Genomic DNA, 12,555 nt, shown 5'->3' on the forward strand with positions numbered 1-12,555 from the left:
GCTCAACCTCGACCTTGGCCGCTAGCTTCTTATCGCCAGCTTCGGAATCGCGGTCACGAACTGTCCACCCCAGTCGCTGATAAAGGTAAGCTGGGTCCTGATTTCTGTCTCTATGTTCCATGGCAGAATTACCACCCTGTCTGGTTGGTCGGAGATGAGCCGATCTTCCCCGACAATCGGAATGTGCGAGCCGGGCATGAAGCGCCCCTGCTTGGCCGGATTCCGGTCGACGACGAAGACGATGTCGCCGGGATCGACACCGGCGAAATTGAGAAGCGTGTTACCCTTGGCGGCAGCACCGTAAGCGGCAACTTTCAAACCGGCTGCGCGGGCTTCGGCGAGAAAACCGCGGAAACCGTCCCGCGCCGCTTCCGCCGTTGCCTGGAAGCCGGAATAGAAATCGCGGCTGTCCATTCCGGCGCGGCGTTCGGTGTCGAGCATGGCTTCGACCGCCGGCGTCACCTGATGGGCGGCGTGATCGCTGCGACAGGCAAAGACCCGGAGACTGCCACCGTGGTGCGGGGTGGTTTCGACATCGAAGACCGTCAGGCCGTTGGCCTTGAAGATGCGGGACACGGCGAGCAGCGACAGGTAGGAGTAGTGCTCGTGATAGGCCGTGTCGAACTGGTTGCCGCGGACCATCTCGTAGAGATGCGGGAACTCGAAGGTCGCGACACCCTCAGCCTTGAGAAGCGTTGCGAAGCCGCCGACGAAATCGTTGATATCGGGTACGTGGGCAAGCACGTTGTTGGCGGCGATGAGATCGGCCTGCCGCCCCTCGGCTGCAAGGCTGTCCGCCAGTTCCCGTCCGAAGAATTCCTCGACGATCTCGATGCCCCTGGCGCGCGCGGCTTCGGCGGTGCTGCGGGTCGGCTCGATGCCATAGCAGGGAATGCCGAATTCGCGCGCATATTGCAGCAGGTAGCCGTCATTGGCGGCGACCTCGGCGACGAGACTGCCGGGGCCAAGAGCGAAACGGTCGCGCATCGAGGCGACATAGGTCCTGGCGTGCTCGAGCCAGGTTTTGGAGAAAGAGGAGAAATAGGCGTAGTCCCCGGAGAAGAACTCCTCCCGGTCGGCGAAATCCTCGGTCTGGGTCAGCCAGCATTCCGTGCAGGTACGGATGACAAGCGGATACCGCTTCTCCGGCCGGGACACGCCTGCCTCATCGAGATAGGAGTTGGAGGGCGGTGCTTCGCCAAGATCGAGAAACGGAATGAAATCGGTGTCACCGCAATGCCTGCAACGCATCATGAGAATTGCCCCGCTGCGGCGATCACCGGATGGGCGGCATCACGCGCCGAAAGACCTGTAACCGCCAGCGGCCAGGCAATGCCGAGCGCAGGGTCGTCATGACGCAGGCCGGTTTCGTGTTGCTGGTTGTAGGCGACAGAATGGATATAGATCAGCTCCACATCATCGGTCAGCGCCTGGAACCCGTGGGCGAAGCCTTCCGGGATCAGGATGGCGGTGCCGGCGTCCGCTGAAAGCTCGACGCCAACATGCGCGTGACGGGAGGGGCTGTCCCGGCGGATGTCGACGGCGACATCGTGGACGGCGCCGCGAATGCAGACGACCAGCTTGGCCTCGGCATGCGGCGGTCGCTGGTAGTGCATCCCGCGCAATGTTCCGGCCCTGGAGGTGCGGCTGTGGTTGATCTGCGCCACAGGGCCGGGCCAGCCGATTTCCGCAAGAGCCTCAGCGCAGAAGATGCGGGCAAAGGCGCCACGCTCGTCGACAAAGGGTTTGCGCTGCACCAGCACCGGCCCGCTCTCGCAATCGGGCATCAAGGGGGTCAGCGTGAACGGGGACGCACTCACCGGATGCACGCCATCGCCGCGCGCCGGACGTCCTCGAGATAGGCGCAGCAATCGGCCTCGCACAGTTCGCGCGCCGGGCGGCCGGACAGGAAATCCCGGTACCAGCCGGCGGTCCGGGTTACGGTCCTGTCGAGGTCCCAGAGACCACGAATACCAAGGCCGGTTTCTGCCAAGGTAGGATCGAGATCGAGCTTGTGTGCTTCCGCCGGCCCTTCAGGGGTGTCTGCGAAATCGGTTCGCACCTCACCAAATTCGCGTGCCGCCAGCGACAGTACGGTGCGGACCGAAGCGCTCTCCGCGCGGGGGCCAAAATTGTAAGCCGGAGCCGACGCATCTACCGACGCCAGGCTTTCGGCAAGCACCAGATAGCCGCGCAGTGGTTCGAGCACATGCTGCCAGGGCCGCGTCGCCTCGGGTCGCCGGACCTTGAGCGTTTCGCCCGATGACCAGGCCCGGACGGCATCGGGGATCAGCCGATCCCCGGCCCAGTCTCCGCCGCCGATCACGTTGCCGGCCCGGGCGGTGGCGATGCTGCATCCCTCGTCGGCGAGCCGGCTGCGCCAGCCTTCGACCACCATTTCACAGGCCGCCTTGCTGGCGGAATAGGGATCATGTCCGCCAAGAGGATCGGTTTCGACGAAGGCGCGTCCGTCATTGACGTTGCGGTAGACCTTGTCGGTCGTGGTCACGACAACCGCCCGGACAGTCTTCACCTGCGCCAGGGCCTGCAGCAGATTGTTGGTCCCTTCGACATTGGTGGCGAAGGTTCCGTGCGGATCGCTGTACCCGCGCCGCACAAGGGACTGGGCGGCAAGATGGAAGACGATCTCGGGCCGCGCCCGCCTGACAAGACCCTCAAGATCATCTGCATTGCGGATATCGATGGTCTCGCTTGCCAGCCGTTCGGGCGCATGCAACTCAGCGAACAATGATCGTGGCTGCTCCGGCGCCAGCGAGCAGCCGGTTACCCGCGCGCCCATGGCTTCCAGCCAGAACAGCAGCCAGGCACCCTTGAACCCGGTGTGACCGGTAAGAAGCACCTTGCGCCCGCGCCAGAAGTCACGGCTGGGAAGTCCCTCGATCACCAGCTTCTCCAAGGCGCGCTCCCTTCGGTCCAGAGCGCCTCGAGCATGGTCTTGTCGCGCAGCGTATCCATCGGCTGCCAGAAGCCGCGGTGGAAGAAGGCCCGCAATTCGTTCTCGTCCGCCAAAGCGGACAACGGCTCGCCCTCGAAGCTGGTGCGGTCACCCTCGATACGCTCAAGTACCGGGTTGGAAAGAACAAAGAAGCCGCCATTGATGAAGCCGCCTTCGCCTTCCGGCTTTTCGATGAAGCCCTGGACCTTGTCACCGTCGAGCTTGAGCGCGCCGAAGCGGGCGGGCGGGCGCACCGCTGTTACCGTGGCAAGCCGTCCATGGGATTTGTGAAACCTGATGGTGGCGGATATGTCGACATCCGAAAGCCCGTCGCCATAGGTGAAGCAGAAACTGTCCTCGCCTTCGAGATAGGGGGCCACCCGTTTCAGGCGTCCGCCAGTGAGGGTGTTTTCGCCGGTATCGACCAGTGTCACCCGCCAGTCCTCGGCGCTCTGCCGGTGAAAATGGACGGTGTTGTCGGACATGTCGAAGGACATGTCCGACATGTGCAGCGCGTAGTTGGCGAAGTATTCCTTGATCACATAGCCGCGGAAGCCACAGCAGATGATGAAATCGCGCAGACCGTGGGTGTGGTAAAGCTTCATGATGTGCCAGAGAATCGGCCTGCCACCGATCTCCACCATGGGCTTGGGCCGCAGATGGGTTTCTTCCGAGAGCCGCGAGCCCAGACCTCCGGCCAGAATGACAACCTTCATGAAACCGCTCCCGGATCGGAGCTGCAATGACGCAAGCCATCCGCTGGCCCGCCGGGCCGGCAGATGGATACAGGCCTCGTTGTCGCCCCATGGTTCATGGTGCCCGTCGTTCCCCTGACAATCAGCTACCCGAACCTAGAGAGACAAGCTTTCCCGAGGCTGGCGCGGATCCCGAACATTCGGAAGATGCCGGTTCATTCAGCTTCGCTGATCAACCGGGGCGAGAAGCATTGTTCATCAGTGCGGGCTTGCCTATAAGTGGTCGAGATGCTTGCGCGCGGCGCATGCGAAAGCCCAACCGCCGCTCGCGGCGCAGCACGAGGACGACATGCTCGAAGAAGGCAAGCTTTACGTCGGCACCAGCCGCAACCCCGACGACAGCATCAACAAGGGCGAATATCTCGATCTGAAATACGCCAACCGCCACGGCCTCGTCACCGGCGCGACCGGCACCGGCAAGACCGTGACGCTGCAGATTCTGGCCGAGAGCTTTTCCAATGCCGGCGTTCCGGTGTTCTGCGCAGACGTCAAGGGTGACCTTTCGGGCATTGCCGCAATTGGCGAGTACAAGGACTTTCTTGAAAAGCGGGCCAAGACGATCGGACTCGATCCCTACGAGTTCCAGGAATTTCCGGTCATCTTCTGGGACCTGTTCGGCGAGAAGGGCCACCGCGTCCGCACCACGATCTCGGAAATGGGGCCGCTGCTCCTGGCGCGGCTGATGGATATGTCCGACGCCCAGGAAGGCGTGCTCAACATCGCCTTCAAGCTGGCCGACGAGAACGGGCTGCCCCTGCTCGACCTGAAGGACCTGCGCGCGCTGCTCAACTACATGGCGGGCGAGACCGAAAGCCTTTCGGCCATGTATGGCAACATCACCAAGCAGTCACTGGCCACGATCCAGCGCGGGCTGCTGGTGCTCGAGCAGCAGGGCGCCGAGCACTTCTTCGGCGAGCCGGCGCTCAAGATCTCCGACATCATGCGCACCACCAATGACGGACGCGGCGCAATCTCGGTGCTGGCAGCCGACAAGCTGATGATGAATCCACGGCTCTACGGCACCTTCCTGTTGTGGCTGCTGTCGGAACTGTTCGAGGAGCTTCCGGAAGTCGGTGATCCCGACAGGCCACGGCTGGTATTCTTCTTCGACGAGGCGCATCTGCTGTTTGACGAGGCGCCGAAGATCCTTATTGACCGGGTCGAGCAGGTGGTGCGGCTGATCCGCTCCAAGGGTGTCGGGGTCTATTTCGTCACCCAGAACCCGCTTGATGTCCCCGAAACCGTACTTTCCCAGCTCGGAAACCGGGTCCAGCATGCGCTTCGCGCCTATACGCCGCGCGAGCAGAAAGCGGTGAAGGTTGCGGCCGAGACGTTCCGGCCCAATCCCGCCTTCGACTGCTTCGAGGCGATCACGCAACTGGGTGTCGGTGAAGCGCTGGTTTCGACACTGGGTGCCAAGGGCGTACCCTCAATGGTCGAACGGACACTCATCCGGCCGCCTGCGTCGCGACTCGGTCCGATCACCGAACCGGAACGCCAGAAGGTGATGGCCGTCAGCCCGGTTGCCGGACAATATGATACCGATCTTGACCGCGACAGCGCCTTCGAGATGCTGGCGCGCCGCGCAGAGGAGGCCGCGAAGGCCGAGGAAGAGGAGCGCCGCCGCGAGGAGGAGAAGGATCAGGAACGGCCCGAAAGCCGGCGCTGGACGCTGCCCGGCTATGGCGACGAGGATGATGAGGACGATCGCGGCCGGAGCAAGTCCTCCCGGCGCAAGAGGTCGAGCCGCTCGCGTCCGGGCTACCAGCGCCAGACCGTGACCGAAACGGTGATCAAGTCGGTTGCGCGATCGGCCGCGACATCGCTTGGCCGCGCCTTGGTGCGGGGCATCCTGGGGTCCCTCAAGAAGGGCTTTTGACCAGGCTCGCCAAGCCTTTCCGGTTATCCTGGGCCGCATCCGGCGACCTGTTGGCGCCGGAACGGCAAGGGACGGGATAGGTGGTCCGGAACCCGTCCGGCTCTGTCGTCGCGGCAGGATCAAAGCAACTGACCTGCCCGACGCCACCCACCCAGATCCTTTGCGGATCTATCGCCCTGGTGACGTTCGGCCGGACTTCGCGATGCACCTCGAAGTGCAGGTGCGGAATGCCGCCAGCGAGTGCGCCGGTGTTTCCAAGGGTGGCTATCATCTCGCCCCGCTCGACCCTGTCGCCCTTTGACACTTTCCGGCTGTTGAGATGCTTGTATACCGTGATGTCTCTCAACCCGTCAGGGCCGGGTCCGTGATCTATGGTCACCCGGTTGCCATAGGCGGGCTCAAAATAGGAGCCTGTCACCTGACCACCCGCGGCAGCGAGCACCGGGGTGCCGATCCTGTCGACGATATCGATTCCCAGATGACCAGACCCATCCGGATCCCGGTAGAACTGCTGCGAAATCGACGGCGCACTCTGCGGCATGATTACCGGGATCTTTGCATTGTGGTCAGGCAGGTATGACGTCGCCCAGCCGGACTCCTGGGGCACGCACCCCGCGGACAGGAGAAGACTGGACAAGGCCGCGGTCGCGGCAAGCATGCGAGGCGTCTGAGGCATTCCCGTATCCCGGAAGTCGATGCCGGTATCACGCCCGGCTGCAAGACCTATCTGGGTTCGAGATAGCACGAGCGGGCAAATCTGCTCAATAGTCAGGACGTTGCAATCCGGGAACGTCCGACACAGAGGAAGCTCAAGGCATGAAAAGAGGTGCCCGATGTGGCTTCCGGAGCCACATCGGGCGGGGAAGGCTTCAGATCACCAGGATCGGAGTCCGGGTCGGCACCCGGTCGTAGAGGTCGCAGATATCCTGATTGAGCAACCGCACGCAGCCTGACGACACGGCCTTGCCGATCGACTTGTATTCGGGACTGCCATGGAGGCGGTAGAGCGTGTCTTCGCCGTTCTGGAAGATATAGAGCGCACGGGCCCCGAGCGGGTTGTCGAGGCCGGGTGCCATACCTCCGTTTGCAGCCGAATAGGGTTCGAGCTCGGGCTGACGCGCGATCATTTCAGCAGGCGGCGTCCATTTCGGCCATTTCTGCTTCCACTGCACGACGGCACGGCCCGACCAGGCGAAGCCGTCCCGTCCGATGCCCACGCCATAGCGCATGGCACGGCCGTTCTCGCGCACCAGGAACAGGAAGCGCTGGGACGTGTCAACGACGATTGTCCCGGGGCGTTCACCGGTGGGGTCGGCCACTTCCTGGCGCAGAAACGCCGGATCGATTTCCTGATAGGGAATGGCCGGCAGCGGGAAAGGCTCATCAAGCTTGGGGCCGTACATGCTGTCATAGTAGGACGAGCGGCCGACCAGCCCGGATCCCCGATTGTCGGGCACACGATAGGTGGGCGAGGTGTCAGCCACAAATTGCTGCGTGGTCTGGGGGCCAGCGCACCCGGCCAGAGTGGCGGTTGCCGCCGTTCCGAGCGCCAGAAAGCTCCGCCTGGTCAGGTGCGATGTTGCACTTGCGCTTGCTGACACACCGGTCAAGTTCTGTCGTTCGTCATTCAATCCGGTCATGCCGCGGAAATCCTCAGGTCTCAAGAAATGGAAATCGTCGCCGACGTCCGTCCGGAGATTTCCCCGGCCCGACTCAACGCGCTGGGGCACATTTGAGTTCCGATTGTGACTTTCCCACGTCTGGCTTGTGGCGAACTTGCCACAGGCTCCGGATCCCCGCTGACATTTGCGTGAAGGGCTGGTGAATGGGGCCGTGCGCCCGCGCCGGGTTCTACTCGACGCCGTTGAGATCGGGCAGGATCAGCGAGGGCGAAAGGTCGCGATACTCGTCGGGCATCCTGGCCCGGTTGATCCAGACCGTACGAAAGCCGAACTTGGTTGCACCGGCAACATCCCAGCGGTTTGACGACTGGAAAGACACCGCGCCAGGATAGAGCCTGTAGGCCGTCGTGACCATGTCATAGACCGCCGGATCAGTCTTGAAGGTTTTGAGTTCGTCGACCGAAAAGACATCATCGATAACCGTGTCGAGAGCGGCGTTGCTGACGGCCGAATCGAGCATCTTCACCGATCCGTTGGACAGGATCGCCACCCTTGCGCCGGTGGCTTTCAGTGCCTTGAGCACGGCTGGAACTTCCGGATAGCAGTCGAGCCTGAAATAGGCCTCGAGCAATTGCAGCCTGAGGCTCTTGTCTGCGCTTGGCACGCGCTCGAAGGCATGGTCGAGTGCCTCTTCCGTCAACGCCCAGAAGTCGCGCCACTGGCCCATGAGCGCCCGGGTCCAGGAGTATTCCAGCTGCTTGGCCCGCCAGATCTCCGACAGCAGCTGCCCATCCGGTCCAACGGCATCCGCGTGACGGCGCACGGCGGAATGAACATCAAACAGGGTTCCATAGGCGTCAAAGACATAAGCGGCGTAGGCCATTTTACAATTCCTCTCGTACTGGGCGCACGATGCCCGTGTTGCAGTGCAACAGTCAAGCGCCATCCACCACACACCGGCCGTGCGGGACACGTCCAATTGTTTCCCGACCGGGCGGCCGGACGCAAGGATCGTGCGATTGGCTAAGCGCCAGCGGTTTGTCGCGGCGGGATGACTTGACGGCAGGGCCAGCGGCGGTCGAATGTCGGGTGACAGAGTACTTACCGGCAGGAGGACACCATGGCCGTCAACACCCAAGCCCGCACCAAGACCTGGACCTATGTCGATGGCGAGTGGCTCGAAGGCAATCCACCGCTGATCGGACCGGTCAGCCATGCCATGTGGCTCGGCTCGACGGTGTTTGACGGGGCGCGCTGGTTTGACGGGGTGGCTCCAGATCTCGATCTGCATTGTGCGCGGGTCAATCGCTCGGCCGATGCGCTGGGAATGCGGGCCACCATGGAAGCCGGCGAGATTGAGGCGTTGGCACGCGAAGGGCTGAAGAAGTTCGACGGCAAGACCGCCGTCTACATCAAGCCTATGTACTGGGCCGAGCATGGCGGATACATGTCGGTGCCGGCAGACCCGGACTCCACGCGGTTCTGCCTGTGCCTGTTTGAAAGCCCGATGATTGCCTCCTCCGGTTTTTCGGTAACCGTCTCGCCGTTCCGCCGCCCGACCTATGAAACCGCGCCGACCAACGCCAAGGCAGGCTGCCTCTATCCCAACAACGGCCGGGCGGTGATGGAAGCCAAGTCCCGCGGCTTCGACAACGCGCTGGTGCTCGACATGCTCGGCAATGTCGCCGAAACCGGGACATCCAACATCTTCATGGTCAAGGACGGGGTGGTGTTCACGCCAGCTCCGAACGGAACTTTCCTGACCGGTATCACCCGGTCCCGTGCCATCAGTCTGCTGCGTGATTCCGGCACCGAAGTGGTGGAGAAATCGCTCTCCGTTGCCGATTTCATGGATGCCGACGAGATCTTCTCGACCGGTAACCACTCGAAGGTGGTTCCGGTGATCAAGATTGAGGACCGGGAACTGCAGGCCGGGCCGACAGGCCGCAAGACCCGCGAACTCTACATGGACTGGGCGCACGGCTGAGACGTCGGGGCGAGAGACAGGATCGACCGAGATGAGCGAAAGACGCAGATATTCCACCGGATCTCCGTTCGAAAAGGCCGCGGCCTATTCCCGTGCCGTGCGTCAGGGGCCGTTCGTGCACGTCTCGGGCACCACCGGCTATGACTATGAAGCCATGGAGATGCCGGCCAGCGTTGCTGACCAGGCGCGCAACTGCTTGACCACGATTGCCGCCTCGCTGGCGGCTCTCGAAGCCAGCATGAGCGACGTGGTGCGGGTAAGGTATTATGTCACCAAACCCGAACATTTTGATCTTGTTGCGCCGGTCCTGGCGGAACATCTGAGCGGCATCGATCCTGCAGCGACAATGATCGTCTGCCAATTGATCCGACCGGAAATGCTGATCGAGATCGAGGTGACCGCGCAGGTCGAGTAACCGCCGACCGGGTCAGACCCGGATCTCGCCCGCCATCTCGTCCTCGATGTGAATGCGGATGATCTCATCGAAGGAGGATTCAGCGCTGAACCCCAGCGCCAGCGCCCTGTCGGGGGCAAAGCCGCGCGGCCAGGCCGAGACGATGCGCATGATCTCGGGCGCAGGCTCACGGCGGATGAGCGCCACTGCCTTGTCTCCCGCAATGCGCCGCAGCGCCTCGATCTGTTCTGCCACCGTGGCCGATACTCCGGGCATGTTGAGCGCTCGGCGATGTCCGACCGGGCCCGTGTCCATCGTCGCGGCATGGATCAGGAAGCCGACAGCGGCGCGCGGGCTTGCGTGCCAGTGCCGGACCGTATCGGGAACCGGGAGGACGGCCGGCTTGCCCGCCAGCGGTTCGCGCAAGATGCCCGAGAAGAATCCCGATGCAGCCGCGTTGGGCAGCCCGGGGCGGATGCAGATCGTCGGCAGGCGGATAGCCATCCCGTCAAAAAAGCCGCGGCGGGTGTAATCCTGCAGCAACAATTCGCCAATCACCTTCTGCGTGCCGTAGCTGGTCAGCGGCGCGGTCAGGAAGGTGTCGTCGATCTCGTCGGGCACGGGAGCGCCAAAGGCCGCGACGGAAGACGAAAACACCACGCGCGGGCAATAGCCGTCCATTTCGGAGAGATGACGGATCGCATCAAAGAGGTGGCGGGTCCCATCGAGATTGATCCGGTAGCCCTTGTCGAAATCCAGTTCCGCCTCTCCCGAGACAATGGCCGCCAGATGAATGATCACTTCGGGCCGGCCGGCGACCAGCTGGCGTGCGGCTCGGGGATCGGAGATATCGAGCGCAAGGCCTGCGGCCTCGCCTGAAAACCCTGCCGGAATTTCCGGCTTGACCACGTCCGCGAGTGTCAGCCTGGACACGTCGCGATCACCCAACCTGCCGGAGGCCACAACGGCATTCAGAAACTTGCGGCCGATCATCCCGGCAGCTCCGATCACCAGTAGATGCATTGTGCCGCCCTCCCGTTCCCCAATCCAGTCGGGACGGTAAGGCGAGAAGCTGCGGAGCGCAATTGCGAACGCTGTAACGATGTCCGGGAAAACTATCGACAGCCCGAATTGCCTTGATCCGACACCAGAGTGATTGTCGCCGCCGTCTGGTTGGCTTAAACCGGTCTGCCTGCAATTGAGTCTTCGGCACAGGGTTCTCCTGCCGGAAACACGGAGAGCCCCGCGCATGCCCCAAACCTACCGGCCGGTCCAGGCTGCACTCTGGATGTGCGGATCGATCAGTTCCTTCTCCGCAATGGCCGTGGCGGGCCGCTACGTCTCGGCTGTCCACTCGACCTTCGAGATCATGGCGTTCCGTTCTCTGGTCGGCCTCATCATCGTTCTGGGTCTTGCCGGCGCAAGCCGCCGGCTTGGCGAGGTCCGGCGCGACCGGCTGAAGCAGCATTTCTTCCGGAACCTGTTCCACTTCACCGGACAGAACCTCTGGTTTTTTGCTCTCGCGTCAATCCCGCTGGCGCAGGTGTTCGCGCTCGAGTTCACGACACCCGTCTGGGTCATCCTGTTGAGCTTCGCGTTTCTGGGTGAACGGCTGACCGGCTCCAAGATCATTGCCGCAGGCCTGGGCTTTCTGGGCATTCTCGTTGTCGCGCGGCCGGATTTCGGCTCGCTGGAGCCCGGTTTGATCACCGCGGCCATGTCAGCGATCTTCTTCGCAGCCACCATCATCATGACCAAGGCACTGACCCGTCACGAAAGCATTGTTTCGATCCTGTTCTGGCTGACCTTGTTTCAGCTGGGCTTCGGTTTTGTCGCGCTGGTGCTGCAGCCCTCGGTCAGCTGGCCGACACTTGCAACGCTGCCATGGCTGCTGGTGATCGGCGCCGCCGGATTGCTGGCGCATTACTGCCTGACCACCGCGCTTTCGCTGGCGCCGGCAAGTTTCGTCATGCCGATCGACTTTGCCCGGCTGCCGCTGATCGTCATCATCGGCGCCATACTGTTCGGTGAAAGGGCCGACGTCTTCATCCTGCTCGGCGGAGGCATCATCATCCTGGCCAACTGGATCAATATCCGCGGCGGGAAGAGACAGGCGCGCCAGATCGCCGGCTGATGCACACACATGCTGCGGAGAAAGGCACTTTTACAAGATCGGGAAATGGTGCCGCTTACGTGACTCGAACACGTGACCCCGTCATTACGAATGACGTGCTCTACCAACTGAGCTAAAGCGGCAGGCCAGTTCATGGGCGGGTTCGGGGTTTTGGCTCCGCGCCCGCATGATGGAGCGCAAATACCGTGATTGCGGTGCAAATTCAAGTCAGCATGTAGATAGCGTTGCAGTTTTTGGGCATGCCAGCCACCGCAGGCTTTCGCCCGGACAGGGAGCCGACTTCCGCAGCTTTTGCCCGCCTACAGTCCGGTCTGGTCGCCGGCCAGCGGATCGGGGCCGTACTCGTTGCTGCCATCAGTGCCCTTCTGGACGAACCACCACAGCAGCACGAGAAAGCCGATCAGCGGGATCAGCCCCAGGAGCAACCACCAGGCCGAGCGGCCCGTGTCATGAAGCCGGCGCCCGCCTGCGCAGATCGAGGGGACGACGGTTGCCAGGCTGAAGATGGCGGATAACACGTTGGCATCCCCGAACAGGATGGTGTCGACCAGGCTCAGCACGCCATTGCCGATCAGCAGGAAGAGCGCGAACCACCAGTATTCGGAACGCCGGGCGCGGCCGGATATGGTGGCATATTTCTGGAAACAGGTCCTGACAGCGGTTTGGAAATCCATGACAGCGCTCCTTCGACTATCCCGACGCCCGGGATTTGAGAGCAAAGTGGTGCGGCTGTCCAGTCATTCGCAGTGTAAAACAGTCAACAAAGATGACCGGATGCGATCCCATCGGGACTGCATCCGGAGTTCCGGCGGCGCCGGGAAGAGTGAC

The 12,555-nt window shown here is 62.6% G+C and carries 13 protein-coding genes and 1 tRNA gene; 4 read left to right on the forward strand and 10 right to left on the reverse strand.

Going from position 1 to position 12,555, the window contains the following annotated elements; translation table 11 throughout:
• Positions 1–21 precede the first annotated feature (21 nt).
• Genes SPHINGO391_RS18950 through rfbF form a run of 4 tightly spaced genes read right to left on the reverse strand, consistent with a single transcriptional unit; the run spans position 22 to position 3,672 of the window.
• Positions 22–1,251, reverse strand: coding sequence for a class I SAM-dependent methyltransferase (locus tag SPHINGO391_RS18950; protein WP_152011633.1), 1,230 nt, complete (start codon positions 1,249–1,251; stop codon positions 22–24).
• Positions 1,251–1,820 (reverse strand): dTDP-4-dehydrorhamnose 3,5-epimerase, encoded by a 570-nt coding sequence (rfbC, locus tag SPHINGO391_RS18955; RefSeq protein WP_343200330.1) that lies wholly within the window; start codon positions 1,818–1,820, stop codon positions 1,251–1,253. The genes SPHINGO391_RS18950 and rfbC overlap by 1 nt, the downstream gene beginning before the upstream one ends.
• A complete protein-coding gene (rfbG, locus tag SPHINGO391_RS18960; RefSeq protein WP_152010302.1) occupies positions 1,817–2,917 on the reverse strand; it encodes a CDP-glucose 4,6-dehydratase in 1,101 nt (366 codons plus the stop codon). The genes rfbC and rfbG overlap by 4 nt, the downstream gene beginning before the upstream one ends.
• Complete coding sequence (gene rfbF / locus SPHINGO391_RS18965; protein ID WP_152010303.1) at positions 2,902–3,672, reverse strand: glucose-1-phosphate cytidylyltransferase; 771 nt, start codon at positions 3,670–3,672, stop codon at positions 2,902–2,904. The genes rfbG and rfbF overlap by 16 nt, the downstream gene beginning before the upstream one ends.
• A 328-nt stretch (positions 3,673–4,000) precedes the next feature.
• Between rfbF and SPHINGO391_RS18970 the strand changes: the two genes are divergently transcribed.
• Positions 4,001–5,590 carry a helicase HerA-like C-terminal domain-containing protein gene (locus tag SPHINGO391_RS18970; RefSeq protein WP_152011635.1) on the forward strand — a complete coding sequence of 530 codons (1,590 nt, stop codon included), beginning with the start codon at positions 4,001–4,003 and terminating at the stop codon, positions 5,588–5,590.
• Here SPHINGO391_RS18970 and SPHINGO391_RS18975 read toward each other — a convergent pair.
• The 3 genes from SPHINGO391_RS18975 to SPHINGO391_RS18985 form a co-directional block, all read right to left on the reverse strand.
• A complete protein-coding gene (locus tag SPHINGO391_RS18975; protein ID WP_152010304.1) occupies positions 5,574–6,266 on the reverse strand; it encodes a M23 family metallopeptidase in 693 nt (230 codons plus the stop codon). The two genes, SPHINGO391_RS18970 and SPHINGO391_RS18975, sit on opposite strands and share 17 nt — an antisense overlap.
• A 193-nt stretch (positions 6,267–6,459) precedes the next feature.
• Positions 6,460–7,230, reverse strand: a complete 771-nt coding sequence (locus tag SPHINGO391_RS18980) for a L,D-transpeptidase (RefSeq protein WP_152010305.1) — start codon at positions 7,228–7,230, stop codon at positions 6,460–6,462.
• 211 nt (positions 7,231–7,441) lie between these two features.
• On the reverse strand, positions 7,442–8,095 hold the full coding sequence (locus SPHINGO391_RS18985) for a haloacid dehalogenase type II (RefSeq protein ID WP_152010306.1): 654 nt from the start codon (positions 8,093–8,095) through the stop codon (positions 7,442–7,444).
• A gap of 237 nt (positions 8,096–8,332) precedes the next feature.
• On the opposite strand from SPHINGO391_RS18985, the gene SPHINGO391_RS18990 reads away from it, so the two are divergent.
• Positions 8,333–9,199, forward strand: a complete 867-nt coding sequence (locus SPHINGO391_RS18990; RefSeq protein ID WP_152010307.1) for a branched-chain amino acid aminotransferase — start codon at positions 8,333–8,335, stop codon at positions 9,197–9,199.
• Between the two features lie 31 nt (positions 9,200–9,230).
• Positions 9,231–9,614 (forward strand): RidA family protein, encoded by a 384-nt coding sequence (locus SPHINGO391_RS18995; RefSeq protein ID WP_152010308.1) that lies wholly within the window; start codon positions 9,231–9,233, stop codon positions 9,612–9,614.
• A 12-nt stretch (positions 9,615–9,626) separates the two neighbouring features.
• Here SPHINGO391_RS18995 and denD read toward each other — a convergent pair whose 3' ends face one another.
• Complete coding sequence (gene denD / locus SPHINGO391_RS19000; RefSeq protein WP_152010309.1) at positions 9,627–10,616, reverse strand: D-erythronate dehydrogenase; 990 nt, start codon at positions 10,614–10,616, stop codon at positions 9,627–9,629.
• A gap of 226 nt (positions 10,617–10,842) precedes the next feature.
• Here denD and SPHINGO391_RS19005 point away from each other — a divergent pair, with 226 nt between their 5' ends.
• Positions 10,843–11,727 (forward strand): DMT family transporter, encoded by an 885-nt coding sequence (locus tag SPHINGO391_RS19005; protein WP_244615250.1) that lies wholly within the window; start codon positions 10,843–10,845, stop codon positions 11,725–11,727.
• Between the two features lie 46 nt (positions 11,728–11,773).
• Here the strand turns inward: SPHINGO391_RS19005 and SPHINGO391_RS19010 are convergent.
• Together SPHINGO391_RS19010 and SPHINGO391_RS19015 are read right to left on the reverse strand one after the other, a co-directional pair.
• Positions 11,774–11,849 (reverse strand) — tRNA-Thr (locus SPHINGO391_RS19010).
• A 177-nt stretch (positions 11,850–12,026) separates the two neighbouring features.
• Positions 12,027–12,401 carry a DUF805 domain-containing protein gene (locus SPHINGO391_RS19015; RefSeq protein WP_152010310.1) on the reverse strand — a complete coding sequence of 125 codons (375 nt, stop codon included), beginning with the start codon at positions 12,399–12,401 and terminating at the stop codon, positions 12,027–12,029.
• Between the last annotated feature and the right edge of the window lie 154 nt (positions 12,402–12,555).

This window comes from Hoeflea sp. EC-HK425 (assembly GCF_902498795.1).
GTDB lineage: Bacteria > Pseudomonadota > Alphaproteobacteria > Rhizobiales > Rhizobiaceae > Hoeflea > Hoeflea alexandrii.